Annotated in this window: 25 protein-coding genes; 7 read left to right on the top strand and 18 right to left on the bottom strand. The window is 70.9% G+C overall.

The genetic code is table 11. From position 1 onward, the window contains the following. Positions 1-175 precede the first annotated feature (175 nt). The 9 genes from ACWEVS_RS37415 to ACWEVS_RS37375 all read right to left on the bottom strand — a co-directional run bounded on the left by ACWEVS_RS37415 (position 176) and on the right by ACWEVS_RS37375 (position 8,788). The gene (locus ACWEVS_RS37415) at positions 176-1,423 is read right to left on the bottom strand and encodes a TolB family protein (protein ID WP_449928425.1); all 1,248 of its coding nucleotides are present in this window, start codon (positions 1,421-1,423) and stop codon (positions 176-178) included. Continuing rightward, positions 1,420-1,923, bottom strand: coding sequence for a SigE family RNA polymerase sigma factor (locus ACWEVS_RS37410; RefSeq protein ID WP_449928423.1), 504 nt, complete (start codon positions 1,921-1,923; stop codon positions 1,420-1,422). The genes ACWEVS_RS37415 and ACWEVS_RS37410 overlap by 4 nt, the downstream gene beginning before the upstream one ends. A 203-nt stretch (positions 1,924-2,126) precedes the next feature. Beyond that, positions 2,127-2,879, bottom strand: coding sequence for a Mut7-C RNAse domain-containing protein (locus tag ACWEVS_RS37405; RefSeq protein ID WP_449928421.1), 753 nt, complete (start codon positions 2,877-2,879; stop codon positions 2,127-2,129). 112 nt (positions 2,880-2,991) lie between these two features. Continuing rightward, positions 2,992-3,999 carry a sugar phosphate isomerase/epimerase family protein gene (locus ACWEVS_RS37400; RefSeq protein ID WP_449928419.1) on the bottom strand — a complete coding sequence of 336 codons (1,008 nt, stop codon included), beginning with the start codon at positions 3,997-3,999 and terminating at the stop codon, positions 2,992-2,994. Further along, positions 3,996-5,138 (bottom strand): Gfo/Idh/MocA family protein, encoded by a 1,143-nt coding sequence (locus tag ACWEVS_RS37395; RefSeq protein ID WP_449928417.1) that lies wholly within the window; start codon positions 5,136-5,138, stop codon positions 3,996-3,998. Before ACWEVS_RS37395 ends, ACWEVS_RS37400 begins: the two co-directional genes overlap by 4 nt. Next, positions 5,138-6,187 carry an ABC transporter substrate-binding protein gene (locus ACWEVS_RS37390; RefSeq protein WP_449928415.1) on the bottom strand — a complete coding sequence of 350 codons (1,050 nt, stop codon included), beginning with the start codon at positions 6,185-6,187 and terminating at the stop codon, positions 5,138-5,140. The genes ACWEVS_RS37395 and ACWEVS_RS37390 overlap by 1 nt, the downstream gene beginning before the upstream one ends. Continuing rightward, positions 6,184-7,182, bottom strand: coding sequence for an ABC transporter permease (locus ACWEVS_RS37385; protein ID WP_449928413.1), 999 nt, complete (start codon positions 7,180-7,182; stop codon positions 6,184-6,186). The genes ACWEVS_RS37390 and ACWEVS_RS37385 overlap by 4 nt, the downstream gene beginning before the upstream one ends. Continuing rightward, positions 7,179-8,663, bottom strand: a complete 1,485-nt coding sequence (locus ACWEVS_RS37380) for a sugar ABC transporter ATP-binding protein (RefSeq protein ID WP_449928411.1) — start codon at positions 8,661-8,663, stop codon at positions 7,179-7,181. Before ACWEVS_RS37380 ends, ACWEVS_RS37385 begins: the two co-directional genes overlap by 4 nt. Continuing rightward, entirely contained in the window at positions 8,657-8,788 is a 132-nt protein-coding gene (locus tag ACWEVS_RS37375; protein WP_449928409.1) for a hypothetical protein, read from the bottom strand. Before ACWEVS_RS37375 ends, ACWEVS_RS37380 begins: the two co-directional genes overlap by 7 nt. 518 nt (positions 8,789-9,306) lie before the next feature. On the opposite strand from ACWEVS_RS37375, the gene ACWEVS_RS37370 reads away from it, so the two are divergent. Continuing rightward, positions 9,307-9,504 carry a hypothetical protein gene (locus ACWEVS_RS37370; protein WP_449928407.1) on the top strand — a complete coding sequence of 66 codons (198 nt, stop codon included), beginning with the start codon at positions 9,307-9,309 and terminating at the stop codon, positions 9,502-9,504. Positions 9,505-9,964: 460 nt separating this feature from the next. Here the strand turns inward: ACWEVS_RS37370 and ACWEVS_RS37365 are convergent, their stop codons facing one another. After that, positions 9,965-10,837, bottom strand: a complete 873-nt coding sequence (locus ACWEVS_RS37365) for an SDR family oxidoreductase (RefSeq protein WP_354910046.1) — start codon at positions 10,835-10,837, stop codon at positions 9,965-9,967. Positions 10,838-11,019: 182 nt separating this feature from the next. On the opposite strand from ACWEVS_RS37365, the gene ACWEVS_RS37360 reads away from it, so the two are divergent. Further along, positions 11,020-12,078 (top strand): NAD(P)H-dependent amine dehydrogenase family protein, encoded by a 1,059-nt coding sequence (locus tag ACWEVS_RS37360; protein WP_452555452.1) that lies wholly within the window; start codon positions 11,020-11,022, stop codon positions 12,076-12,078. Between the two features lie 470 nt (positions 12,079-12,548). Here the strand turns inward: ACWEVS_RS37360 and ACWEVS_RS37355 are convergent, their stop codons facing one another. The 5 genes from ACWEVS_RS37355 to ACWEVS_RS37335 all read right to left on the bottom strand — a co-directional run bounded on the left by ACWEVS_RS37355 (position 12,549) and on the right by ACWEVS_RS37335 (position 17,118). After that, entirely contained in the window at positions 12,549-13,061 is a 513-nt protein-coding gene (locus ACWEVS_RS37355; RefSeq protein ID WP_452555450.1) for an NADPH-dependent FMN reductase, read from the bottom strand. A gap of 80 nt (positions 13,062-13,141) precedes the next feature. After that, positions 13,142-14,200: an MBL fold metallo-hydrolase gene (locus tag ACWEVS_RS37350; protein WP_452555448.1), complete on the bottom strand. Its 1,059-nt coding sequence runs from the start codon at positions 14,198-14,200 to the stop codon at positions 13,142-13,144. A 502-nt stretch (positions 14,201-14,702) separates the two neighbouring features. Then, the gene (locus ACWEVS_RS37345) at positions 14,703-15,929 is read right to left on the bottom strand and encodes an MFS transporter (RefSeq protein WP_452555446.1); all 1,227 of its coding nucleotides are present in this window, start codon (positions 15,927-15,929) and stop codon (positions 14,703-14,705) included. A gap of 197 nt (positions 15,930-16,126) precedes the next feature. Next, positions 16,127-16,681, bottom strand: coding sequence for a winged helix-turn-helix domain-containing protein (locus tag ACWEVS_RS37340; RefSeq protein WP_452555444.1), 555 nt, complete (start codon positions 16,679-16,681; stop codon positions 16,127-16,129). A gap of 41 nt (positions 16,682-16,722) precedes the next feature. After that, a complete protein-coding gene (locus ACWEVS_RS37335) occupies positions 16,723-17,118 on the bottom strand; it encodes a hypothetical protein (RefSeq protein WP_452555442.1) in 396 nt (131 codons plus the stop codon). A gap of 25 nt (positions 17,119-17,143) precedes the next feature. Here ACWEVS_RS37335 and ACWEVS_RS37330 point away from each other — a divergent pair, with 25 nt between their 5' ends. Together ACWEVS_RS37330 and ACWEVS_RS37325 are read left to right on the top strand one after the other, a co-directional pair. After that, a complete protein-coding gene (locus ACWEVS_RS37330; protein WP_354921579.1) occupies positions 17,144-17,788 on the top strand; it encodes a B3/B4 domain-containing protein in 645 nt (214 codons plus the stop codon). A 201-nt stretch (positions 17,789-17,989) separates the two neighbouring features. Then, complete coding sequence (locus ACWEVS_RS37325) at positions 17,990-21,631, top strand: multifunctional oxoglutarate decarboxylase/oxoglutarate dehydrogenase thiamine pyrophosphate-binding subunit/dihydrolipoyllysine-residue succinyltransferase subunit (RefSeq protein WP_449928392.1); 3,642 nt, start codon at positions 17,990-17,992, stop codon at positions 21,629-21,631. 98 nt (positions 21,632-21,729) lie between these two features. Here the strand turns inward: ACWEVS_RS37325 and ACWEVS_RS37320 are convergent, their stop codons facing one another. From ACWEVS_RS37320 to ACWEVS_RS37310, 3 genes are read right to left on the bottom strand one after another with little or no spacing between them, the layout of a single operon-like run. Then, entirely contained in the window at positions 21,730-22,533 is an 804-nt protein-coding gene (locus ACWEVS_RS37320) for a hypothetical protein (protein ID WP_452555440.1), read from the bottom strand. 54 nt (positions 22,534-22,587) lie between these two features. After that, positions 22,588-23,781, bottom strand: coding sequence for a CU044_5270 family protein (locus tag ACWEVS_RS37315; protein WP_452555438.1), 1,194 nt, complete (start codon positions 23,779-23,781; stop codon positions 22,588-22,590). Beyond that, entirely contained in the window at positions 23,774-24,364 is a 591-nt protein-coding gene (locus ACWEVS_RS37310) for an RNA polymerase sigma factor (RefSeq protein WP_354921591.1), read from the bottom strand. Before ACWEVS_RS37310 ends, ACWEVS_RS37315 begins: the two co-directional genes overlap by 8 nt. Positions 24,365-24,504: 140 nt before the next feature. Between ACWEVS_RS37310 and ACWEVS_RS37305 the strand changes: the two genes are divergently transcribed. The 3 genes from ACWEVS_RS37305 (at position 24,505) to ACWEVS_RS37295 (ending at position 26,333) form a co-directional block, all read left to right on the top strand. Beyond that, positions 24,505-24,684, top strand: coding sequence for a DUF6104 family protein (locus tag ACWEVS_RS37305; protein WP_354921593.1), 180 nt, complete (start codon positions 24,505-24,507; stop codon positions 24,682-24,684). 102 nt (positions 24,685-24,786) lie between these two features. Then, entirely contained in the window at positions 24,787-25,587 is an 801-nt protein-coding gene (locus ACWEVS_RS37300; RefSeq protein WP_452555436.1) for a DUF4097 family beta strand repeat-containing protein, read from the top strand. Then, on the top strand, positions 25,584-26,333 hold the full coding sequence (locus ACWEVS_RS37295) for a PadR family transcriptional regulator (protein WP_354921599.1): 750 nt from the start codon (positions 25,584-25,586) through the stop codon (positions 26,331-26,333). The genes ACWEVS_RS37300 and ACWEVS_RS37295 overlap by 4 nt, the downstream gene beginning before the upstream one ends. The last annotated feature ends 23 nt before the right edge of the window (positions 26,334-26,356 follow it).

The following is a 26,356-nucleotide window of genomic DNA, read 5'->3' as shown; positions in this document are numbered from 1 at the left end:
GGTTCAGAATCGGTGAGGCGCTCTCAATTAACTTCTTGTTCGACTTGCGAGGGGGGGGCGGGCCGTGGGGGCCTTCCCCACGGCCGCCACCACGCATCCGCGAGCGCCGGCTCACCTGGGCCGCCCGGGTGAGCCCGTGCGTCCGTCACTCGGCCGGCGACCTCAGGCTCCAGCCCTACGGGATCTTCGACAGATCGAGGACGACGATCTCGTCCCCGACGGGGTAGGCCATCAGCCGTTCGTCCAGCGCCGGCTGGGGGGAGGCGATGCTGTTGTCCTTGCCCATCCGGATCCCGAGGTCGGCGGCGGTACCGGTGGCCAGGTCATGTAGCGCCATCCCGCGGGCGTTCGCGTCCCCGGCGAGCGCCGTGTGGAAACGGTCTCGCGCCGGCAGGCGGTGGAAAGTGAAGCCGCCGGGGAGCTCCCTCTCCTCGGACCCGTCGCGCAGCCGGACGAACGCTTCCCTGCCGCCGGCGCGGAGACCCATGCACGATGTCACGCCGCACCTGACGTCCCGCTCGCCGGGCCGGGTGACAGCGGTCCTGGTCTCGCCGGTCTCGACATTGCGTATCTCGCCGAACCGCACCCCTTCATCAGGGCCGTACCAGCCGCCCGGACCGATCCACGGCCCCTTCAGAACGTGCAGCCTCTCGGCGTCCGGCACCGGTTCGGTGGTGCCGCCGTCGAGTGACACCCTGAACACGCCGCCGCTGCGGAAAGAGAACGTGATCCTGCCGTTCGCGACCGCCGGCGGGTCCAGCGCGGCGTCGTTGTCGCGCTCCTCCGTGGGCACGGTGGCCTTCCGCTCGGCCACGAGCTTCGCATTGCCGCCGGTCACCGGCACCGACCAGAGCTGCGCGACGCCTTCCTTGTTCGCCGTCCACCACACGATGTGACCGTCGCCGATGGTGAAGTCGGAGGCGAACAGCACCGTCCCCTCCGGTGTCGGCACGTCGGTGAGTCGGCGCGCCTCGCGCGTCTCGAGGTCGTAGGCGAACAGGGCGTCGGCCTTCTCGAAGCTCGCCTGGGTCTCGACCAGCACGGTCCGGTCGTCGATGAAGGCGACAGGCTGGAACCTGCTGCCGTCCGGCAGCCTCGCGGGGAGCTTGTGCACCGCCTGCGGCCATACCTTCTCCACCGGCTCGGGCAGCGCTCGGTCCGCCGGCGCAGGAGTGGCGACCTCGGCGCTGACTGTGGCTCGGGGATTTCCCAAGGTCGGAGCGGCCGGCCCCGGCCCGGTCAGGACGAACGTGGTGCCGCCCGCGAGCACGGCCACCGCTGCGGCCACGAGCGCGGCCTGCGTGCGCCGCCTGCGCTGCCGATGGCGGGCCTCCACCTGGGTGGCGAGTGCGCCGAGCCGGCGTGGTGCCCGCTCGGCCGCGTGGCCGAGGGTGCTGCGCAGAGTCTCCTCGAGATCGTTCATCGCACGCTCCTCTTCTGGGCCGTCTCTGGAATCGGTAGGGCGGCGCGGAGCTTGTCCATCGCTCGCGAGGCCTGGCTGCGCACGGTCCCGGTCGAGATGCCGAGCAGGTCGGCGATCTCCGCGTCGGTCAGTTGCTCGTAGTACCGCAGCACCACGACCGTGCGCTGCTTGCGCGGCAACTCGGCCAGCGCTTCCCACAGGGCCTGCTCGTCCCCCGTCGGCAGCGTGTCGTGATGCTCCGTCTCGGGCGGGCTCCAGACAAGGTGCTCGCGCCGCCGTCGTCGCCAGGCGGCTACGTGCAGCCTGGCCATCGTGGTACGCGTGTAGCTCTCCGGGCGGTCCTTCAGCCGTACCCGGTGCCAGGCGCCGCGCAGCTTGAGCAGCGCCTCCTGAACCAGGTCGGCGGCGTCGTGCGCGTTGCCCGTGAGCACGTAGCCGTAGCGGAGCAACGCATCACCACGCTCCGCCACGAATTCCGCGAAGCGGGAATCGGATTCCAACTACCTTCGCCTTTCGTCGTTCCTTCACGACCTTGAAGGAGTTCGGCGGCGAAGTGTTGCATCGCAGGCGCGCACGACGTCCGCCGCTGTGCGGGCGAGGCGGGGCGGTGCCGGAATCGGGGTCGCGGCAAGGTGACGGCCAGGCGTCCAGGACCCGGTCCAGGCAGCGCGCACCGTACGCATGCGCGTACGGCGGGAGGACGTCAGCCGCCGGTCGCGGGGTGCGCGTAAGCCGTACGGACGATCTCCTCCAGGTGGTCGCTGTGCGCCCCGCGCCAGTAGACCTGGCCGCACTCCTCGCACTGGCCGTAGGCGTCGTAGTTGCGCCGGGTGCCGACCTCGAGCAGCGGCTCGACCTCCTCCTTGCCGACAGCGACCAGCTCGCCGTTGCACGCGGTGCAGCGCGTCCACGGGCGCAGCGGCGGGGCGAACCGTCCGAGCAGGTCGCGCAGCTGATCGTCGGCCCGCGACCCGCGCACGTACGCGCCCAGCCACAGCGCGCGGCGGCGCAGCAGCCCGCGGTCCTGGGTCAGCAGGACCCGCCGCTCGGCGTTGGCCTGGGCGACCAGCGAGGGGTCGTCCATGTCGTTGTGGTAGGCGGTGTCGATGCCCAGCAGCCGCAGCCGCCTGGCCAGGGTGCCCAGGTGCACGTCGAGCAGGAAACGCGGCCCCTCGGGCAGCCGCTGCGGGCGCGGCACCGGGGGCACCTCGATCACGTCGCCGGCGGCGGGCTGGTACGACGGCTCGACGCCGCTGTCACCGGCCCGCATCGGCCCGACCTCGGTCAGCGGGACGCCGAGCGCCTCGACCAGGTGCCCGAGCGTGGCCGTGCCGTCGAGCGGCACGTCGTGCCACTCCTGGCGGCGGGCCACCGGCAGGAACAGTCTCAGCTCTTCGGCGATGCGGAGGCGTACGACCACGTTGCCAGCATGCCATCGGGAGCGACGTGAGCGCATGCCCGTTTTCTGGCGAGGCGCATGACGCGGACATCATGCGCGCTTGCCCGCAACCGCCTGCACCGCGACTTCTGGACCACCGCCTACCAGACGATCGACGGCCGCCCGGCGCCTACTCGGCGGCGAACGCCGCGTCGAACGCCGCCGCCGGCGGGGTGATCGCGTTCATCCGCCTGATGTACGCCAGCGCCTCCGGCGCCCCGTCGAGCCGGTCCATCCCCGCGTCCTCCCACTCGATCGAGATGGGCCCTTCGTACCCGATCGAGTTCAGCGCCCTGAAGCAGTCCTCCCACGGCACGTCGCCCCGCCCCGTCGAGACGAAGTCCCAGCCGCGCCGCAGGTCGGCCCACGGCAGGTGCGACGACAACCGGCCCCTGCGCCCGTCGCCCACCCGGACCCTGGTGTCCTTGCAGTCGACGTGGTAGATCCGGTCGGCGAAGTCGAGAATGAAGCCGACCGGGTCGAGGTCCTGCCACACCATGTGGGAGGGGTCCCAGTTGAGGCCGAAGGCGGGACGATGGCCGACCGCCTCGAGGGTCCGCTGCGTGGTCACGTAGTCGTAGGCGATCTCGGACGGGTGCACCTCGTGCGCGAACCGCACGCCCACCTCGTCGAACACGTCGAGGATCGGGTTCCACCTGTCGGCGAAGTCCTGGTACCCGGCCTCGATCATGGACGGCGGGACCGGGGGGAACATGGCCACGGTGTGCCAGATGGACGACCCGGTGAACCCGACGACGGTGTCGACGCCGAGCAGCGCGGCGGCGCGCGCGGTGTTCTTCAGCTCCTCGGCGGCGGCCTGCCGTACCGACTCGGGGTCTCCCGTGCCCCAGATGCGCGCCGGCAGGATCGCCTGGTGGCGGGCGTCGATGGGGTGGTCGCACACGGCCTGTCCCGCCAGATGGTTGGAGATGGCCCAGACCTTGAGCCCGTGCTTGTCGAGCTGGGCCCGCTTGGCGGCCACGTAGGACGGGTCGGCGACGGCCTGGCCGACGTCGAAGTGGTCGCCCCAGCAGGCGATCTCCAGGCCGTCGTAGCCCCACTCGGCGGCCAGCCTGCACACCTCGTCGAACGGCAGGTCGGCCCACTGGCCCGTGAACAACGTGACTGGTCTCGTCATGAGATCTCCTTGTAGCAACCTTCGGCCGCGCTCTGCTCGACCGCCGCCAGCACCCGCTGCACCCTCAGCCCGTCGGCGAACGACGGCGACGGGTCCGTGCCGGTGCCGATCGCCTCGAGGAAGTCCTTGATCTCGTGCGTGAACGTGTGCTCGTAGCCGAGGCCGTGCCCCGGCGGCCACCACGCGCCCACGTAGGGGTGGTGGGGCTCGGTGACGAGGATCCGTGTGAAGCCCTCACCGCCCGACGACACCCACAGCTCGTTCATGGCCTCGAAGTCGAAGGCGAGGCTGCCGAGAGACCCGTTGACCTCCAGGCGCAGGGCGTTCTTGCGCCCGGTGGCGAACCTGGTCGCCTCGAAGGAGGCCATCGCTCCCCCGGACATCCGTCCGATGAACAGCGCCGCGTCGTCGACGGTGACCGTCCCCTTCTCCGAGGTACGGCTGCCGCCGAGCCCCGCGGAGGCCGACGCCAGCGGCCGTTCCTTGACGAAGGTCTCGGTGAGCGCCGAGACGCCCACGACGTGCTGTCCGGTGACGAACTGGGCGACGTCCACGATGTGCGCCCCGATGTCGCCGAGCGCGCCCGAGCCCGCCTTGTCCTTCTGCAGCCGCCACACCAGCGGGAAGTCGGGGTCGACGATCCAGTCCTGGAGGTACTGCGCCCTGACGTGCCTGATCTGCCCGAGTTCCCCTGCGGCGACCATCTGCCGCGCCAGCGCGACGGCGGGCACGCGCCGGTAGTTGAAGGCGACCATCGACCTGCCGGAGGAGGCGGCGGCCGCCGCCGTCATCGCCTCGGCCTCCTCGACGGTGTTGGCGAGCGGCTTCTCGCAGATGACGTGCTTGCCCGCCTGGAGCGCGGCGACGGCGATCTCGGCGTGGGAGTCGCCCGGCGTGCAGATGTCGACGATCTGCACGTCGTCGCGGTTGACGAGCTCTTTCCAGTCGGTCTCGACCGCGGCCCAGCCCATCGTGGCCGCGGCGGCCGTGACGGCCTCGCGGGACCTGCCGGACAGGGCCGCCATGACCGGGGTCACCGGCAGGTCGAAGAAGGCCGCCACGTTGCGCCAGGCCTGGGAGTGGACGCGTCCCATGAACGCGTAGCCCACCATGCCGACGCCGAGGGTGGTCTGTGTCATCAGGATTCGAACCCCAGAGGTAGGTACTTCTGCACGTTCTCCTTCGTGATGGTCTCCGAAGCGAGCGTGATCGACTGCGGCACTTGGTTCTCTACGAGGTCGCTCATGCCCTTTCCCTGGGCTATCAACCTCGCCAGCCTGATGGCGGAGGAGGCCATGGTGGGGCTGTAGGTGACGGTCGCCTCCAGCACCGAGGCGCCCGACTGGATCTCCCGCATGGCGTTGGCCGAGCCGGCGCCGCCCACCATGAAGAACTCGTCGCGGCCGGCCTCCCTGATCGCCGCGAGGACGCCGACGCCCTGGTCGTCGTCGTGGTTCCACAGCGCGTCGATCTTCTTGTGCGCCTGGAGCAGGTTGGCGGCGACCTTGTTGCCCGTCTCGACCGTGAACTGGGCGTCCTGACTGGCGGTGACGTCGAAGCCGTACGTCTTGAGCGCGTCGGCGAAGCCCCTGCTGCGGTCCTGGGTCAGCGGCAGCGTGGCGATGCCCTGGATCTCCACGATGACGGGGTCGGCCACGCCCTTGGCCTTCAGCTTCCTGCCGATGTAGTGGCCGGCCGCGACGCCCATGCCGTAGTTGTCGCCGCCGATCCAGGTGCGGTAGGCGAGCTTGTCGGGGAAGATGCGGTCGAGGTTGACGACGGGGATGCCCGCGGCGGTGGCCTGGAGCGCGACCTGGTTCAGTTGCCGGCCGTCGTTGGGCAGGATGACCAGCGCGTTCACCTTGGCCGCGATCAGCGACTCGACGGCGGAGATCTGCGCGTTGATGTCGTTGGTCGGCTCGACGGGCTTGAAGTCGACGTCGGTGTACCGCTTGGCGGCGGACTCGGCGTTCTTGGCGATCGCGGCGATCCACCCGTGGTCGGCGGCGGGCGCGGAGAAGCCGATGACGACCCTCGTGCCGGGCTGGTCGTTGCCGCCGGCAGGAGCGGGAGCGGGCGCCGAGTTCTGGGCGGACGGCTGGGCGGTGGGCTGGTTGCTGGTGCATCCGGTGGCCAGCAGGACGGCCCCGCCAACGAGGAGACCTCGGCGCGCGACTTTCTCGGTCATGGTGCTCTCTCCTTGAGGTTCCGCCGCTGGAGAAGGACGGCGACGACGATGATCAGGCCCTTGGCGATCAACTGGTCGCTGGTGTTGAGCCCGTTGAGGATGAACAGGTTGGTGATCAACGTGAAGATCAGCAGGCCGAGGATGGAGCCGATGATCGTCCCCCGGCCGCCGGTGAGCAGGGTGCCGCCGATGATGACCGCGGCGATGGCGTCCAGCTCGTAGAGGTCGCCGTGGGTGGAGGAGCCGGTGGTGGTCCGCGCCATGATCAGGATGGCGGCGATCCCGCAGCAGAGCCCCGACAGCGTGTACAGCAGCATCGTGTGCCGCCGCACGTCGATTCCGGCCAGCCGGGCCGCCTCGGGGTTGCCGCCGACCGCGTACGTGCGGCGGCCGAAGGTGGTGCGGTTGAGCACGATCCAGCCGGCCGCGACCACCAGCGCGAAGATGTAGACCAGCAGGGGGATGCCAAGCACCCTGGTGGTCGACAGCGCGACGATCGCCTCGTTGCCCGGCTGGATGAGCTGCGTCTTGCGGTCCGACATCCGCTGGGCCAGGCCGCGCGCGGCCACCAGCATGGCCAGCGTGGCGATGAACGGCACGATCCGCCCGTAGGCGATCATCAGGCCGTTGACCAGGCCGGCGCCCGTGCCGACGAGGACGGCGCACAGGCCCATGACGAGCGGGCCGTACGACTGGGTGGCGAGCGTGGTGGCCCACACCGAGGCGAGCGCCATGATCGCGCCGACGGACAGGTCGATGCCGCCGCCGATGATCACGAACGTCATGCCGACGGTGATGACCCCGATGGTGGCGGCCAGCGACAGGATGCTCACCAGGTTGGCGGCGGTGGCGAAGTTCTCCGGCACGGTGACCAGGCCCACGACGGCCAGCAGCGCCAGCGCCCCCACCAGGCCCAGGTGCCGCACCTCGCCGACCCTGGCGAGGACGCCGGTTCGGCCCGTGGCCGTGGCCGCGGAAACGCCTTCGGACCTCACGCCGCGCTCCCTTCCATGATCATGTCCAGCACCGTGTGCTCGTCGAGCTCCCGCGCGGCGGCCTCGTGGATGACCCGGCCCTCGCGGACCACCAGTACGCGGTCGGCCAGCCCGAGGACCTCGGGCACCTCGCTGGAGACCAGCAGCACCCCGATGCCGTCGTCGGCCAGCTTCCTGATCACCGCGTACAGCTCGGCCCTCGCGCCGACGTCCACTCCCCTGGTGGGCTCGTCGAGCAGGAGCAGCTTGCGGTCGTTGAGCAGCCAGCGGGCCAGCACCGCCTTCTGCTGGTTACCGCCGGACAGCGTCTTGATCGGCCGTTGCGGATCGGGCGGCCGGATGTCGAGCGTCCTGACGAGCCGCCTGGCCTCGCTGTCCTCGCGCGCCCGGTCCAGCCAGCCGAACCTGGCGTAGCGGCCGAGGCTGCCGAGGGTGATGTTGGCGGTCACCGACTGGTCGAGCAGGAGCGCCTGGGCCTTGCGCTCCTCCGGGGCCAGGCCCATGCCCTGTTGCACGGCCCGGGCGGTGTCGCCCCCGACGGGCCTGCCGTCCAGGAGGACCCTGCCGGTGGCGCGGCGCGCGCCGTAGACGGCCTCGAGGATCTCCGAACGGCCCGAGCCGACCAGGCCCGCCAGGCCGACGATCTCACCGGCCCGCACGGCGAAGGAGACGCCGGTGAAGACGCCGGGCGCACTCAGGTTCTCCACGCGCAGCACCTCGGCGCCGGCGGCGCGGTCGGAGCGGGGCGGGAAGACGTACTCGACGGTGCGGCCGGTCATGAGCGAGACGATCCGCGAGGTCGGGGTCTCGCGGGCGGTCAGGCCCACGGCGACCGTCCTGCCGTCCTTGAGCACGGTGACCCGGTCGCCGATCTCCCTGATCTCCTCCAGCCGGTGGGAGATGTAGACCACAGCCACGCCCTGCGCGGTGAGCTCCCTGATGATGCGGAAGAGGTTGGCGACCTCGTCGTGGGCGAGGGCGGCCGAAGGCTCGTCCATGACGATCACGCGGGCGTCGTGGGAGAGCGCGCGGGCCATCGAGATCACCTGCTTGGCGGCCGGCGACAGCCTGCCGACCTCCGTCGACGGCCTGATCTCGCCGTGGCCGAGCCGGTCGAGGATCTCGCCGGCCCGGTTCCTGAGCGCCTTGCGGCGGGTGAAGCCGAGGCGGGTGGGTTCGTGGCCGAGCATGATGTTCTCCGCCACGCTGAGCCCGTCCACGAGGTCGAGCTCCTGGTACATGGTGGCCACGCCGAGCCTGATGGCCTCGACCGGGCTGCTCGGCGCGATGGTGGCGCCGTTGAGCTCGATGGTGCCCGCGTCGGGCCGGTGGACGCCCGCGAGCACCTTGATGAGCGTGGACTTGCCCGCGCCGTTCTGTCCGAGCAGGCAGTGCACCTCGCCCGCCCGCACGTCGAGGTCGACCCCGTCCAGCGCCCGCACGCCGGGGAACTGCTTGACGATGCCTCTCATGATCAACATGCGGCGATCCCGTTGCTGGTGCCCGGAGCGAGGTTGTGGTCGTCGGGGTCCGGCCGCGTGGTGGCCGGGCCCCTGCCGATCAACGTCAGAACATCGCCCGGCGAGCCGGGGACGTCACCCGTCATGCCGCGACGATAAGAGGATACTTATGACGAAATCAAGGGATCAAGAGCGTGTCATCCGGCCGAGATTTGCAGATCTTCTGCCGCCGATCGAGCAAAGTAGGGTCTTGACCGGCGGAACTCGGCGGTGACCATGGGTTCTCGCGCGGGTGCGCCCCGCGTGCCCGCCGGCCGTCCGCGCGCCCGCCGGCCGTCCGCGCCTGCCCGCCCGGCGGGAGCGTGGCCGCCTCGCTCTCCTGCTCGGGCCGCTCCCCGAGCCGCAGGCATCCGGCAGCGAAGGCCGGCACGCCGCGGAGCCGACGACGGCGAAGGCCCCGCGCTGCCGGAAGGAAGGGCTGGTCGCGGCGCTGCCGGAAGGAAGGGCTGGTCGCGGTACCACCAGAGGGAAGGGGCTGGTCGCGGTACCACCAGAGGGAAGGGACTGGTCGCGGTGCTACCAGAGGGAAGGGACTGGTCGCGGTACTAGCAGAGGTGCTGCAGACGCCGGGCAGCAGGTCCTCGAGGGCAGGCGCCGCGCAGAGGTGGCGGCGGCCGAGGCGGCAGCCATCGCCAGGCACACCGGCTCGCGGGCGCGGGTCGAGCGGCTGGAGCCGGTGCCGGTCAGGATCGCGGCCATCGAGGGCGGCACCGGCCGGTGCCGCGAGCCGACCGGCGCGGCGGCGGACCCGGGTTCCTCGGCCTGCCCGCTGAGCCTGCTGGACCTGGGCGCCGGACGTTGAACGGGGCTCGACCGGCTGGAGACACCCTGGACGCGGCCTGGCCACTACACCGCCCTCCTCACACCGCCCTCCTCGCCGCGGCCCTCCTCGCCGCGGCAGGCGGCCCGGTGGAGGTGGAGCCCGCCGTACGGCTGGGCGCGCCGTCAGCGGGCCGCCGAGCCCCGCCGCCGGATCGATCGAGGCCTGGGCGCGAGCCGCCGACCGCCCCTGGGCCACGGCGGGCGCGTTGCGCTGCCACGCCGTGGCGACCGGCGAGGAGAAGCCTTACGCGCAGGCCGTGGAACTGCACGAGCGGGACGGCAGGCCCGTCGAACTGAGCGGCGGGCCCGTCGAGCGGGCCCGCACCGAGCTGGCGGCGTTCCCGCCGCCCTGCGCCTCGCCGACCGGTTGGTCCCCAGGAGCTCCAGGTGGTCCGGACGGTCGCCGAGGGCCGCAGCGGCAGGGAGATGCGCGCCGCCCGCTACAGCATCGCCTTCATCGAGTCGGCGGCCGTCAGCACGTACGGCTGCTCGGCCATGATCGTCTCCCAGTTGCCGGCGATCGCCTCGGGCGACAGGTCGTCGGTCTTCCACCCCGGCCCCTCGGCCACGAACACCCGCGCCACCTTTCCCCCGCCGACGCTGAACACCTCGCCCGACGTCTCGCAGGTCTCGTGCGCGAGGAAGGCCACCAGCGCGCTCACCCGCTCGGGCGTGAACTTCGCCTCGAACTCGGCCGGAAGCAGCGCCTCGGTCATGCGCGTCCAGGCGATGGGCGCGATCGCGTTGGCCTTGATGCCGTTGCGCGCGCCCTCGATCGCCAGCGTCTTGGTCAGCCCGACCAGGCCCATCTTGGCCGTGGAGTAGTTGGCCTGGCCGAAGTTGCCGAACAGTCCGGCGGGCGAGGAGGTGTTCACGACACGCCCGTAGCCCTGCTCCTTGAGGTAGGGGTAGGCGGCCTGGCTGACCAGGTAGGAGCCGCGCACGTGCACCGCGAGCACCGCGTCGAACTCCTCGACCGTCATCTTCCCGAACGACTTGTCGCGCAGGATGCCCGCGTTGTTGATGACGATGTCGACCTTGCCGAAGGCGTCGACGGCGGACTGGACGACGGCCCTGGCGCCCTCGGGGGTGGCGACGTTGTCGGCGTTGGCGACGGCCTCGCCGCCGTTCTTCCTGATCAGCTCGACCACGTCGGCCGCCGGACCGGCCGACGCGCCGGTGCCGTCGAGAGCGCCGCCGAGGTCGTTGACCACGACCCGCGCGCCTCGCTCGGCCAGGAGGAGCGCGTGCGAGCGGCCGAGCCCGTGCCCGGCGCCCGTGATGATCGCGACCTTGCCGTCGAACCGGAGCATGCGAACCCTCCACCGTAGGAGAACAACATTCTAGTAAGGGCACAATATCCCGGCGAAGCTGTTGCGGACAGTGATCAGTCATGCGGATTTCTGCTAGAGTTCTTGCCCCCGCTAGGGCGGCGGTCAAGGACGACACCCCTCCCTGTAACGGCCCCGCCCACCATCCGGGCTGGAGGCCTTGCATGCCCGCACAGCCGCCCCTCCGCGTGATCCAGTGGGCCACTGGCGCCGTCGGCCGTTGCGCACTGCGCAGCGTGCTCACCAGGCCCGAGTTCGAGCTCGCCGGTGTCCTCGTCTACGACCCCGACAAGGTCGGCGTCGACGCGGGAGAGCTGGCGCGGTTGCCCGAGGTGGGCGTCAGGTGCACCGACGACGTCGAGCGGATCATGGCGCTCGACGCCGACTGCGTGCTGCACATGCCGCTGCCCGCCTCCTACTTCGGCCGCGACCACACCTCCGACGTCGAGACGATCTGCGCCCTGCTCGCCTCAGGCAAGAACGTCGTCACCACCACCGGCTTCGTCTATCCGCGCTCCTACGGGCCCGGCGTCGTCGAACGCATCGAGGAGGCCTGCGAGAGGGGCGGCACGTCGCTCCACGGGACCGGGATCAACCCGGGCTTCATGAGCGACTTCCTGCCGCTGGCGCTGACCGGGCTGTCGAGCAGGGTCGACCACATCTACGTGCGCGAGTCGTCCGACTTCCGCGGCCATCCCTCCCGGCAGATCGTGGTGGACCTGGTCGGCTTCACCCGCTCGGCCAAGGACTACACCGCCGCCGTGCGCCCCTACCGGGCCTTCCAGCGCTCGCTGTTCGCGGAGAGCGTCCAGCTCGTGGCCGACGCGCTCGACGTGCGGCTGGACGAGGTGGAGGAGAGCGACGAGTTCGAGCTGGCGACGGAGGAGTTCGAGATCGCCGCCGGGCTGGTCAGCGAAGGCACCGTCTGCGCCTCGCGCTGGGTGTTCTCCGGGCTGGTGCGCGGGCGGCCCTTCATGACCATCGAATGCGTGTACAAGGCCGACGCGGCCAAGGTGCGCCGCTGGCCCGAGCCCGGGTTCGCCATCCACATCGAGGGCGTGCCGCAGATGATGGTGACCGTCGACGAGGTCTCCCACGGGCTCGCGGCGGCCGCGGCCAGAGCGGTCAACATCGTGCCCGCCCTCTGCGCGGCCCCGCCCGGCATCCGCACCATGCTCGACCTCCCGGTCCCCCGCGGCCGCCACACCGTCACCCGCCACTGACACGCTTGCTTCCGGTACGGCGGCCTCAGGGCCGCCGACCCTCACCTCCCTGTACACCTCCCTGTACGGCAGGCCGGGTCGAGGCCACCGTGGTCACCGCTGACCGCCCGTCCATCACGCGCACTCCAGCGGGACTCCGGCGGGCCACCGTCACGTCGCCCGCACTCCGGAATCCCGGAATCCCGGATGCCCGGAAGCTCGACAGCCCGGAAGCCCGGCAGGTCGTGGCGGGTCGTGGGGGTCGTGGCGGGTCCGTTGGGGCGCCCGGCCCCGTGCGCCCGGTGACGCGTGTCCCTGGACTGGCGCCCGCCCCGTGCCAGGGGTGGCGCCCGGCCCCGCCTGCCGTACAGGGAGCACAGGAAGCAGCCTGCCGTACAGGGAGCACAGGGAGCAACTGCCGTACAGGGAGCACAGAGAGCACAAGGAGTACAGGAAGGACAGCAGGCACGGGAGGCGGGAAGGACCGCGGGTCAGCCGGGGACGCCCTCGCGGAGGAGGATCTGCGGCGCCACCAGGTCGGCCCACGCGGCGAGCGCCTCGTCGCCCGGCAGCTCCGATTCCAGCAGCGCCAGCCCTGGCGTGGGCACGGCCGCGCCGAGCTCCACCAGCAGCGGCCGGAAGTGCGCCTCGACGGCCAGGGCGTGTCGCGGGTCGCCCATGACCAGCACCGGCAGCGCCGTCTTGCCGGACAGCGCCCGGTGCGGCAGCCGGTCGAGGAAGGCCTTGAGCAGTCCGGTGTACGTGGCCTTGTAGGTGGGGCTGGCCAGCACGACCACCGACGCGCCGTGGACCAGGTCGAGCGCCACCTCCAGGCCGGCGTGCGCGCCGGGGTAGAGCAGGTGGGGGGCCAGGGCCGACAGGTCGATGACGTCCCTTTCCCCTTCGTGGCCGAGCCGGGCGGCGATGGCGGCGGTGGCCGCCACCGCGGCGCCGTGGGTGCGGGATCCCGCTCGGGGGTTGCCGACGACGGTGACGATGCTCATCGCTCTCCTCTGGCCGCTGCTCAGCCGTCGCGACCGACGCTACGCATCCCGCCGGATCTAGTCAACTTTTCCTACAGGATTTACATGGAATGCCACATGTCCGGCTCGCCCTGGACACACCTGACCCGCCCCTTGTTCTCCAACCACACCAGGTGCGCGAGCGTCTCGTTGGTGGCCGCCCTGCGCATGAACGGCTGGATCGACTCCCACGGCCGCGACCAGGTCAGCCGGGTGGCGATGTCCCAGCAGGTGATGCCGTCGTGGGCGGCCACCACGCCCTCGATCTCCGCCAGCCGCTCCTCGTGGTGGCCGATCACGTGGTCCACCCGCTCGGCCAGTTCCATGAAGCGGTACTCGTGGGCGGGCAGCACCTCCTCCACATCCAGCTTGCGCACGGCGAGCAGCGCGTCGAGGTAGTCGGCCAGCGGGTCGGGACCCGACTGCGGGTGCACGGCGACGATCGGGGTGATCTTCGCGAGCACGTGGTCGCCCGAGAACAGCACCCTGCGCTCGCCGGAGACGAAGCACAGGTGTCCGGGCGAGTGCCCCGGCGTCCAGACCGCGCGCAGGTCCCAGCCGGGCAGGTCGAGCCGGTCACCGTCCTCGACGAGCCGGTCCGGCGGCGCCATCGTCACCATGTGCCTGATCATCATCGACGCGCCCGCCAGCTCCCCCAGCGTCCGTTCCGGCACGCCCGACCTGACCAGCAGCGCCCTCTCCCGTTCCACCAGCGACTCCACGTACTCGTCGTCGTAGCGGTCGCTCAGCAGCCGGGCGTCGGCGGGGTGGAGCGCGATCCACGCGCCCGACGCCTCGCGGATGCGGCCGGCCAGGCCGTAGTGGTCGGGGTGGATGTGGGTGACGAGCACGGCCTTGACGTCAGTGATCGCGTAGCCGGCGACGGCCAGGCCCGCGGCCAGCGCCTCGTAGGCCTCGTCGGTGTTCCAGCCCGCGTCGATGATCGCGACGCCGCCGGGTAGCTCGAGGGCGTAGACCAGGACGTAGCGCAACGGGTTGACCGGGATGGGCACCGGGATCGACCACAGGCCCGGCCGTACCTTCTCGACCGCGGGCAGCGTTCCGTCCAACCAGGCGGCCCGCTGAGCCTCGTTCGCCGCCGTCACCACAAACTTCGCCATCTCGCCATTGTTCCAGAACCATGTTCGGTTCCGCCGCCCCACCTGCCTTCTCGCCGGGCACCCCAGGACGCGCCCGCCCGCCCGACCCGACGGACGAGCACCCCTGCCACGCGGGCCCGGTTCGTACGGCCCGACGAGCGCCCGTGCCGCGCGGGCCCCGGAACCCACGGCCGGGTTCCGTGCGGGGAGGACGGTTCACACGGCCCGACGAGCGCCCCTCGCACGGGGGGAACGGTTCGCACGGCGAGGCGCACGCACGCCCGAGTGAACGCCGGAACGGTTCACACCGCGAGGCGGACGCCACACCCGGGCGAACGACGAGACGGCTCGCACGGCCCGACGAGCACCCGTACCGCGCGGGCCCCGATTCGCACGGCCTGGTCCCGTGCAGGGACGGTTCACACGGCCCGACGAGCGCCCCTCGCACGGGGGGAACGGTTCGCCCGGGCGAGGCGCACGCCACGCCCGGGTGGGCGCGGGGACGGAGGTCAGGGAAGGGGCTTCATGCGGCCGGTCGCTCCTCCGGGGCGGCCGGACGGACGGCGGGGAGCCTGACGAACAGCAGGGCGGAGGCCAGCACCAAGGCCGCGGCCAGCCACCACGCGGCCGCCGTGCCGAGGGCGAGCGCGAGCGAGGCGAGGCCCAGGTTGGCCAGGCCCGCGCCCGCCTGCAGCGACATCGCGGTCACGGAGGTCATCGTGGCGCGCTCGGCGGAGGTGACGCGCAGGTGAGTCAGCTCGGTGCGCAGCAGCGCGTTGATCGACAGTCCGGTGAACATCCCCGCGTAGGCGAGCCCCGCGGTCACCAGGCCGGCCGCGCCGCCCAGCCGCGCGGTGGCGGCGAGCGCGGCCAGCGACAGCGCGGTCACCACGATGCCCGCCACCGCGCCGCGCACCGAGCCGCCGAGCAGCGCCGCGACCCTGGGGGCCAGCGCGCTGCCGAGGGCGCTGCCCGCGAAGCCGATCGCGGCGACGAAGGCGTAGGCGGTGGCGCCGGTCTCCGCCTCGCCGGTGAGGGCGGCCAGCCGTACGGGGGTGAGCAGTTCGACGGCGACCAGCGCGACGCCGAAGATCACCGCGATCGGCATCAGCCGCCGCAGCACGGCGTCGAAGGCGGCCATGCGCAGCCCCGCGGCCACGGTGGCGGGCACGGCGCGCAGCACCTCGCCGAGCGTGCCGCGCGGGTGGGGCGGCTCGGGCAGCGCGAAGAGCACGACCACCAGCAGCACGACGGCGGCGACCGCGCCCATTCCCGGGGGTACGGCCAGCCCGCCGGGCACGGCCAGGGGCACGATCCCGCCGACGAGCGTGCCGCCGCACAGCGCCACCGCCTGCATCGCGTATCCGCTGGACAGCCCCGGTTTGAGATCGGCGGCGGGGCCCTCGGCGGCGTGCAGGGTGTCGACGTACCAGGCCTCGGCGGGCCCGCTGGACAGCGCCCTCGCCGCGCCGTTGAGAACCGCGGCGGCCGCGAAGAGCACGAAGGAGTCGGCCACGACCATGAGTGACAGTCCCGCCGCCGTGAAGGCGGCCGACACCGACAGGACGACCCTGCGGCCCGCGACGTCGGCCAGGCCGCCCGTGGGCAGCTCGAGCGCGATGCTCACCGCCGAGTAGACGGCCATGGCCGCGCCGACCTCGGCGATGGTGAGGCCCCGCTCGGTCATGAGCAGCACCATCGGGGCCATCATCAGGCCGGGCGGCAGCCAGGTGAGGAGGCTGACCAGCATGTAGCGGCGGCGCGCCGAAAGCGCTGTCAGCGGTGTCCCTGGGGTCCCAATGGTCCCTTTGATCTCAAGGGTTTCCAAGCCCTCAGGGGTCCTAAAGCTCTCAGAGGTCCCGAAACTCTCAGACGTCGCCAGGCCCTCAGAGGCCCCCAAGCCCTCAGAGATCCCCGAGCTCTCAGGGGTTCCAGAGGGCCCCAGGGTCATCGCGTCCTCCGGGGGAAGGCCGTGGTGCCGAGGTAGACCTGTTCGGCGCCGGGCGCCGCGCCGTACCTGGCCTCCAGCTCGCGCTGCAGGTCGGCGACGCGCTCGAAGTACTCCTTGACGCCTTCGGGGGTGAGTCTGGCCAGCCGGTCGCCCATGCCCGCGGCCTCGACCCACTCCACCGGCCATTCGCCCTCCTGGAACTCCTCCATCGAGCGGGCGATCGCCTCGATCTGCCGCAGGTGCATGATCGCCACGGCCTCCTTGCCCTCGGGGGTGACCGAGAGCTCGGCGGTGTTCCACGCGGTGAAACGGTGCCGGGCCCGCCAGCGCCGCTCCCTGGCGTCGTCGGACGGGTCCTCCTCGATGAAGCCGTACTTGGCCAGCTCGCGCAGGTGATAGCTGGTCGAGCCGGAGCTCTCGCCCACCGTGCGCGCCAGCGAGCTGGCGGTGGCGGGCCCCTCGGCGCGAAGCAGGCCCAGCAGCCTGACCCTGAGCGGGTGGGCGACGACCTTGAGCGTGCGCGGGTCGCTGATGTGGAAGGCGTCCTCCATGCCACCCAGCGTAAATCGCAAAGGGTTTTTTGCAAAGACTATTAGGCGATCGAGACGAGCACCGCGCCGAGCAGGAAGAGGATGAAGGCCAGCGGCACGAGCAGCACCCCGAACAGCGCCAGTTGGTAGGCCAGGCCGTTCCACGGCTGGGGGGCGGGCCCGAGCGCCCCCGGCGAGAAGGACCACGCCGGCGCCCGGTACTCCACGGGCAGCGACTGGCCCGCCGCCACCCACACCTGCAGGTCGGCGGCGCCCACCTGGGGCGGCAGGATGCCGGGCACGTGCACATGCAGGTGATGGGAGCCGGGCACCACGGGGATCACGTTGCGTCCCCATCGGACCGGTACCGGATAGCCGTTCAGCGTCACCACGGGCCGGAACAGCGCCAGGCCGAAGACGGCCCAGTGATACTTGAGATCAAGGACGAGATGGTTCATGCGAGTGTCCTTCTAAGCTGGGAAGATGATTGACGACGTTCGCGTTGACCCCGAGATCTTCGAGCTGCGGCCCGACTTCGCCGTGCTGGTGATGACCGCGTACGGCCTGCGCAACGGCCCCACGGACGACCGCTCGCGCGCCTGGCTCGAGGAGGCATCCTCGCACGCCGTCCAGCAGGACAAGATCGACCCGTGGCGGGCGGCCTACCGGGCGTTCGGCGCCAAGCCGCAGCGGACCAGGCCCTCGGTCGACGCACTGACCCGCCGCCTGCCGTTGCCCGAGATCAACCTGGTCGTCGACGCCTACAACGCCGTCAGCGTCAAGCACGTGCTGCCGATCGGCGGCGAGGACCTCGGCCACTACCAGGGCGCGGCGCACCTGCTGCGGGCCAGGGGCGACGAGCCGTCGGAGGAGGCGCTGGGCACGCCGGAGCCGGGCGAGGTCGTCTGGCGCGACGACTCCGGTGTCACGTGCAGGCGCTGGAACTGGCGGCAGGTGGCGCGCACACGGATCACCGAGGAGACCACCGACGCGCTCTTCCTCCTGGAGCGGCTCGAACCGCTGTCGCTGGAGGAGCTGAAGGAGGCCGGGGAGGAGCTGGCCGACCTGCTGAACCGGATCACATCGGACATTAGGGTCGAAAGCCGACTCATTGTTAGCAGGAGGTAAAACCTGCACCAGATGGTCGATACCGAATGGTAACAATGGCTGCACCCCCAGGAATGACTAGGGAGGCGTGACCACTTCGAACTCTCCTGAGAGGATCAGGCGGAGTGGTGTGGCCTCAAGGGCGCACTATGCCGGTCCGGGCGAGTAGCCTTGGACAGGTTCTCTATCAATGCCGATCTGCGGAAGAGGGCGATTTCCGCCGTGTCGTCTGAGTCGTCGCGGACAAACCCGCTGGCAAGCTTCGGTCAGAACGAATGGCTTGTCGACGAGCTGTACCAGAAGTATCTCCAGGACCCCGAGTCTGTTGACCAGGCTTGGTGGAACTTCTTCGCTGACTACAACCCTGACTATGGACCGGGCAGAACCCCGGCCAGGGAGGCGGCGAACGGCACAGCGACCGCGCCCGCCCCCGCCGCACCGAAGGCCGCCGTGACTACCACCGCTACTGAGAAGCCCAAGGTCTCCACCCCCGTGCCCGCCGGCGCCGAAGAGGTCAAGCTCCGCGGCGCGGCGGCCCGCACGGCCGCGAACATGGACGCCTCGCTGGTCGTGCCGACGGCCACCAGCGTCAGGGCCATTCCCGCCAAGCTGCTCATCGACAACCGCATCGTGATCAACAATCACCTCGCGCGCGGTCGTGGCGGCAAGGTCTCCTTCACGCACCTGATCGGCTATGCCATCGTCAAGGCGCTGAAGACCATGCCGGAGATGAACCACTCCTACGCCGAGGTCGACGGCAAGCCGACGCTGGTCAAGCCCGAGCACGTCGGCTTCGGCCTGGCGATCGACGTGCAGAAGAGCAACGGCGAGCGCCAGCTCCTCGTGCCGTCCATCAAGGCCGCGGAGGGCATGGACTTCCGCCAGTTCTGGATGGCCTACGAGGAGGTCGTCCGCAAGGCGCGCGCCGGCAAGCTCGGCGTCGACGACTTCACCGGCACGACGATCTCGCTGACCAACCCGGGCACGATCGGCACCGTCCACTCCGTGCCGCGCCTCATGCCGGGCCAGGGCACGATCATCGGTGTCGGCGCGATGGAGTACCCGGCCGAGTACCAGGGCGCCTCGCCCGACACGCTGTCGCGCCTGGCCGTCTCCAAGGTGATGACCCTCACCAGCACCTACGACCACCGGATCATCCAGGGCGCCCAGTCCGGCGACTTCCTGCGCACGATCCACCGGTTGCTGCTGGGCGAGGGCGGCTTCTACGACGAGATCTTCGAGGCGCTCAGGATCCCGTACGAGCCGGTCCGCTGGACGCAGGACGTGTCGGCCTCCCACGAGGACGACGTGGCCAAGTCCGCGCGCGTGATCGAGCTCATCCACGCCTACCGGGTCCGCGGCCACCTCATGGCCGAGACCGACCCGCTGGAGTACAAGCAGCGCAAGCACCCCGACCTCGACATCCAGTCCCACGGGCTGACCCTGTGGGACCTGGAGCGCGAGTTCGCCACCGGCGGTTTCGGCGGCCGCCCGCTGATGAAGCTGCGCGAGATCCTGGGCGTCCTGCGCGACTCCTACTGCCGCACGGTCGGCATCGAGTACATGCACATCCAGAACCCCGAGGAGCGGGCCTGGATCCAGGCGCGGGTGGAGAAGCCCCACGCCAAGCCCGACCGCGAGGAGCAGCTGCACGTTCTCGCGCGCCTCAACACGGCGGAGGCGTTCGAGACCTTCCTGCAGACCAAGTTCGTCGGCCAGAAGCGCTTCTCCCTCGAGGGCGGCGAGTCGCTGATCCCGCTGCTCGACTCGGTCATCAGCGAGGCCGCGGGCGAGGGTCTCGACGAGGTCGTCATCGGCATGGCCCACCGCGGCCGCCTCAACGTGCTGGCCAACATCGTGGGCAAGTCCTACGGCCAGATCTTCGGCGAGTTCGAGGGCAACATCGACCCGCGCACCGCCCACGGCTCCGGCGACGTGAAGTACCACCTCGGCGCCACCGGCACCTTCACCGCGCCGGGCGGCAAGACCATCGTCTCCTCCGTGGTCGCCAACCCCTCCCACCTGGAGGCGGTCGACCCGGTCCTCGAGGGCGTCGTGCGCGCCAAGCAGGACCTGCTGGAGCGCGGCGAGGAGGGCTTCTCCGTCCTGCCGGTGCTCGTCCACGGCGACGCGGCCTTCGCCGGCCAGGGCGTGGTGGCCGAGACGCTCAACCTGTCGCAGCTGCGCGGCTACCGCACCGGCGGCACCGTCCACATCGTGGTCAACAACCAGGTCGGCTTCACCACCTCGCCCGCCTCGTCGCGCAGCAGCGTCTACGCGACCGACGTGGCGCGGATGATCCAGGCGCCGATCTTCCACGTCAACGGCGACGACCCCGAGGCGGTCGTCCGCGTCGGCAGGCTGGCCTTCGAGTACCGCCAGGCCTTCCGCAAGGACGTCGTCATCGACATGATCTGCTACCGCCGCCGCGGCCACAACGAGGGCGACAACCCCGCCTACACCCAGCCGCTGATGTACGACATCATCGACGCCAAGCGCTCGACCAGGAAGCTCTACACCGAGGCGCTGATCGGCCGCGGCGACATCACGGTCGAGGAGGCCGAGTCGGCGCTGCGCGACTACCAGGCGAAGCTGGAGCAGGCCTTCACCGAGGTCCGCGAGGCGGCCAAGCACCCCGCCGACGCCGGCGAGCTGCACGTGCCCGCCACCGAGGTGGTCAAGTGGTCCCACGCCGACACGCAGACGGCGATCTCCGACGAGACGCTCAAGCGCGTGGTCGACACCCAGCTCAACCTGCCCGAGGGCTTCACCCCGCACCCGCGCCTGGCGCCGATCATCCAGCGCCGCGGCCAGATGGTGGAGCAGGACAGCATCGACTGGGCCATGGGCGAGACCATCGCCTTCGGCTCGCTGCTGATCGACGGCCGCCCGGTGCGCCTGGTCGGCCAGGACTCCCGCCGCGGCACGTTCGTCCAGCGCCATGCCGTGCTGGTCGACCGCCACACCGGTGAGGACCACACGCCGCTGAAGACCTTCAACCACGACACGACCAAGTTCTACGTCTACGACTCGCTGCTGAGCGAGTACGCGGCGCTGGGCTTCGAGTACGGCTACAGCGTGGTCAGGCCCGACGCGCTGGTGGCGTGGGAGGCGCAGTTCGGCGACTTCGTCAACGGCGCCCAGACGATCATCGACGAGTTCATCTCGTCCGGTGAGCAGAAGTGGGGCCAGAAGTCCAGCGTCGTCCTGCTGCTGCCGCACGGCTACGAAGGTCAGGGTCCCGACCACTCCTCGGCCCGCATCGAGCGCTTCCTGCAGGTCTGCGCGCTCGACAACATGACCGTCGTCCAGCCGACCACGCCCGCCAACTACTTCCACCTGCTGCGCTGGCAGGTGCTGGCGGGCAGGCACAAGCCGCTGGTCGTCTTCACGCCGAAGTCGCTGCTGCGGCACAAGAAGGCCACCTCGGCCGCCGCCGAGTTCACCTCCGGCACCTTCCAGCCGGTCATCGGCGACACCACGGTCGACGCGGGCAAGGTCACCAGGGTCGTGCTGTGCTCCGGCAAGGTCTACTACGACCTCGCCGCGGCCCGCGAGAAGTCGGCCGCCGCCGACACGACGGCGATCGTCCGCATCGAGCGGCTCTACCCGTTCCCTGAGGACGAGCTCAACGCCGAGCTCGCCCGCTACAGCCCCAACGTGGAGCTGATCTGGGCGCAGGACGAGCCGGTCAACATGGGGCCGTGGCCGTATCTGACGCTGAAGCTGGCGGAGAACCCCGACCTGTTCGGTGGTCGCCGCCTGCGCAGGATCTCCCGTACGCCCAACAGCTCCCCCGCGACCGGCTCGCACGCCGCGCACGACAGGGAGCTGGAGGAGATCCAGCACGCGGTGTTCGGCTGACAGACAGCTGGCAGAACGCGCGAACGCCCCGGCCTGTGACCGACAGGCCGGGGCGTTCGGCTTTCCGGGGTGCTGCTCCTCCTCCTTCCGGCGTGCTCTTACCAGGCGAACGGCACGCCGTAGTCGGCGTAGACCTGCTGCTGGAGCTTCCACGCCTTGGGCGCGTAGGCGGCGTAGAAGTCCTTGCCGCAACCCAGGTCCTGGAGCGCGGCCTTGATCTCCTTGTCCAGGTACGGCTTGGCCTGCGCGGGCGTCATCGCCGGGCGCACGCTCGTGGCCTCGGCCGGCGCGCTGACCCCCTGCCCGCGCGCGACCTTGGTGCGCTCGTCCAGGAAGAAGCGGCGGCCTCGCTCGGCCAGCCGCGTGGGCTTGGCGGGGTCGACCTTGAGGCAGGTGGCGAAGGACTTGCCCAGCTTGACCAGGTCGGCGGCGCCGTCCAGCTCGGTTCCGGCCAGCGTGTCGTAGGCGCTGTCGAGCTGCTCGTAGTAGTCGTCGAGCGAGCGGACGTCCTTGCCGAGCACGGTCTTGGCCGACGCGGAGAAGCACGTGTCCAGGGCCGCCTGGTAGGCCTTGTGCTGCTTCTCGGGCAGCGACATGAAGACCGCGTTGTTCGGGTGGTCCTTGTCCTCGTCGCGCTCGGGGTGGACCAGCTCGGACCAGACGCCGAAGCCCTCCGTGGCCCGCTTGGCCCGCATGGCGGCGTAGTCCCCGTTGAGCGCCTTGCGGTCGGCGGTGCTCCTGGTGGCCTTCTCGATGTCGAGGGGCCGGTATTCCAGGCCCGCCGCCTTCATGCACGACACCTGGGCCTGTTCCAGCTTGACCGCCTTGGTGTGGGCGGCGTCGTACTCGGGCGAGGGCGTGACGGCCACGGCGGCCGCCAGCAGAGCGGTAAGTACCAGCATGGTGTTGTTGTCCTTCCAGTGGGGATCTTGAGACTCAGGAGGGGATCTTGAGCCTCAGCAGGGGATCTTGAGTCGGGAAGCGTGGGGTGCCGGCTCGGGCATGGTGTCGGCCGCTTCGACGCCGAGCAGCGCGGTGCCGGTGACGGTGCCCTTCGGAATGACGAAGGTGTGGCCGCCCGGGGTCTCGGTCCTGTCCTTCGTGACGACGTGGCGGGTGCCGAGGTAGCGGTAGGTGTCCTTGTCGAAGACCAGCTCGGAGCGCAGGCTGTCGTTCTCGGCCATGCCGACGGCCATGCCGGGCCTGCCCGCGGCGTCGGTCGCCTCGGCGTCGAGGCTGATGCCGTCCAGGCCGGAGGCCACCTCGAACAGCGGCGCGGCCAGGGCCGGGCGAGCGGCCGACATCCGCACCAGCCGGCTGATCGTCGTCCACAGGCGCAGGTTCACGGGTCCTGCCTCCTGTGCGGCGGCCTTCTCGATCCTGGCGCGCAGCGCGGCCACGTCGGTGGGCCAGTCGCCGAGCCGCAGGTACGACAGCTCGTCACCGGGGGTCTTGTCGCAGGACGACTCGTAGACGCTGTCCTCGACGCCACGCCGCCACGGCATGGAGGGGAGGCGGCTGCCCGGCAGCGGCGTGGCGGCCGTCCGTTCCTCTCTGACGAGCCAGGGCCTGCCCGCCGTCGCGGGCTCCCATCTGTCCTCGGCGACCGTGAGGGCCAGGTGGTCGGCGCCGGAGCCGTCCTTGCGGCCGACCGTCAGGGTCTGCGCGGCCACGGACCTGACGTGGAGGTACTGGCCCGGCCGCAGCGTCACCTCCTTCTGTTCCGCGGCGGCGTCGGCCGCCCTTTCGAGCACGTCCTGCGCGCTCGCCGGCGGCAGCGCGCCGGGGACCAGGTGGACGGCCACGCCGATCACGGCCGTGGCGCCCGCCACGGCCACCGCCCTGACCAGCAGACCCCACCGCCAAGCCTTGACCGGCAGACCTGACCGCCCGGCCTTGACCGGCAGACCCCACCGCCAAGCCTTGACCGGCAGACCTGACCGCCCGGCCTTGACCGGCAGGACCGACCGCCCGGCCTTGACCGGCAGGACCGACTGCCAGGCCGTCATGACGGGGAGCCGGCGCGGCCCCCGCGCGTGCCGGTCCGCGGTGTAGGCGCGCGCCAGGAGCGTGCGGGAACCGGCGAGGTCCTCCGCCGATCCTTCGGGCACGGTGGCCCAGAGGCGACGCAGTTCGTCCATCTCATCCATGGAGACCGTCCTTCGGTGTGGTGGTGGTGTCGTCCAGTGCCTGGCGAACCTTTTTCCTGGCCCTGTTGAGCCGCGAGCGGACCGTCCCGACCGGGATGTCCAGGGCGCGGGCGACCTCGTCGTAGCTCAGCCCCACCCACGCGATCAGCAGCAGCACGTCGCGATCGCGCCGCTTGAGCCCGGCCAGCGCGGCGACGAGCGGGCGGTTCACCGTCAGCGTGGTCACGCTGTCCTCGACGAGCCCTCCGGTGATCTCGGCCGGGTCCACGCCGCTGCGGACGTAGGCGCGGTAGCGGGACATCTCGTCCCTGCGCCGCTTGCTGATCACGTTGGAGGCGATGCCGTACAGCCAGGGCCTGGCGTCGGCGTATGCCACGTCGTAGCGGTGGCGGCTCTGGAAGGCCGCCAGGAACGTCTCGGAGACGACGTCCTCGGCGGCGTCAGGGCCGAGCCGCCGTGCCGCGTACCTGTGCAGGTGCGGGGCATGACGGTCGAAGACGGCGGCGAACATCTCGGGTTCGTGCAACGACCGCCGGATCAGCTCGGCGTCGGCGACCTCCACGGTCGCGGCGGGCTGCGGCATGCGGTGCCTTTCGGTACGAATGATCGAATGCCCGTATTTACCGGGCCGCGCGCGAAAGGTTCACGGCGGAGCACCTCCGGGCGCTCGTTAGAGTTGCTTCACGGTCGTGGGCTCGCCTCGACCGAGGGAACAGGAGAGAGATGTACTTCACCGACCGGGGGATCGAGGAGCTCGTCGAGCGTCGCGGCGAGGAGGAGGTCAGCATCCTCTGGCTGGGCGAGCGGCTGCGCGAGTTCGTGGATCTCAACCCCGACTTCGAGACGCCGATCGAGCGCCTGGCCACGTGGCTGGCCCGCCACGACTCCGACGACGACGAGTGACGCCTGGCGCCCGACGCGCCCTGACGCGATACATCTTGATGTTTCGCGAAACGCGACATATCGTGTCTTGTGGTGGACGTGTCGGCAACGAAGGACGGAACCATGTCGCAGTGGACGATCGAGCGCCCGCAGCAGCTCACCTTCGACACCGTGGCCGCGCTCAACGTGCGCGTCGTCGCGGGGAAACTGGCCGTCCTGGCCAGCGAGGGGCCACCGACGCTCGACGTGGCCGAGATCGACTCGGCGCCACTGATCATCACCCATGACGACGACGGCACCCTCACCATCGCCTACAAGGACCTCACCTGGGACGGCCTGCTCGGCTGGCTCAAACGCTCGGGCAAGCGCGCCACCACGCTGACGATCACCGTGCCCAAGGACTGCCCGATCAGCGTCGGCGTGGTCTCCGCCTCGGCCGTCGTCGCCGGGTTCGAGCGCCGCACCAACGTCCGTAGCGTCTCCGGCGAGATCGTCCTGGACGGCGTGAGCGGCGACGTCCACGCCGAGACCGTCTCGGGCGACGTGGAGACCAGGGCGATGGAGGGCGACCTGGCGTTCAAGAGCGTCTCGGGCGACCTGGCGGTCGCGGGCGGCACGCCGCGTCGGCTGCGGGCCAACACCATCTCCGGACGCATCACCGCCGACCTGGCCCTGCGCCCGACCGGGCACGTCACGCTGACGACCGTCTCCGGCGACATCCTGGTGCGCCTGCCGTACGACGTGGAGAGCGATGTCGCGATCCGCTCCACCACGGGCCGGCTGAACTCGGCCTTCGACGAGCTGTACAGGATCGGCGACCTCGGGGCCAAGTCGCTGTCGGGAAGGCTGGGTGGTGGAATGGCCTCGCTCACGGCCACCACCGTCTCGGCCGATGTCACGCTGCTCAAGGGGGAGAAGGAATGAGCCCGGTGTTCGGCCATGGCAGGCTTCGGCTGTACCTGCTCAAGCTGCTGGAGGAGAGCCCGCGCCACGGCTACGAGGTGATCAGGTTGCTCCAGGACCGCTTCCTCGGCGTCTACTCCCCCTCGCCGGGCACGATCTACCCGCGGCTGGCCAGGCTGGAGGAGGAGGGCCTGGTCACCCACGAGGTGATCGACGGCAAGAAGGTGTTCTCGATCACCGACAAGGGCCGCGCCGAGCTCGACTCCCGCCTGGACGAGCTGGCCGACCTCGAACAGGAGATCACCGACTCGGTGCGCGACATCGCCCGCGAGGTCAAGGAGGACGTCCGCGAGACGGTCAAGTCGCTGCGCGAAGAGCTGACCGCGATGGCCAAGGACGTCAAGAGGGGCGCCGCGCAGCAGCAGCGGGTGCACGTGCGCCGGATCAGCGAGCAGCACAAGCGCCAGTGGATGGAGCACGCCGCCCAGTGGCAGAGCGAGGGCGAGCGGCTGTCGAGGGAGTGGCGGCGCGTCTGGACCCAGGTGTGGAGCGACCTCGGCGGCCCGGCCGGCGGCCGTACCGCCGACAACGGCACGACCGACAGCAGGGCCGAACTCGACGCCGAGCTCGGCGAGCTGCTCGCCGACTTCGTCGCCAAGGTGCGCGAGGAGGCCTCCGAGAGCCGCCTGACCCGCGAGACGCTGTCGGCCTGCCAGGAGGCGCTCGAGGCCGCCGGCGAGCAGATCCGCGAGTCGCTACGCCGATAGCGGCCGGTTCCTCTCACCGCGGC

The sequence above is a fragment of the Nonomuraea sp. NPDC003754 genome (assembly GCF_053605785.1).
This window is presented reverse-complemented; position numbering and strand designations above follow the sequence as displayed.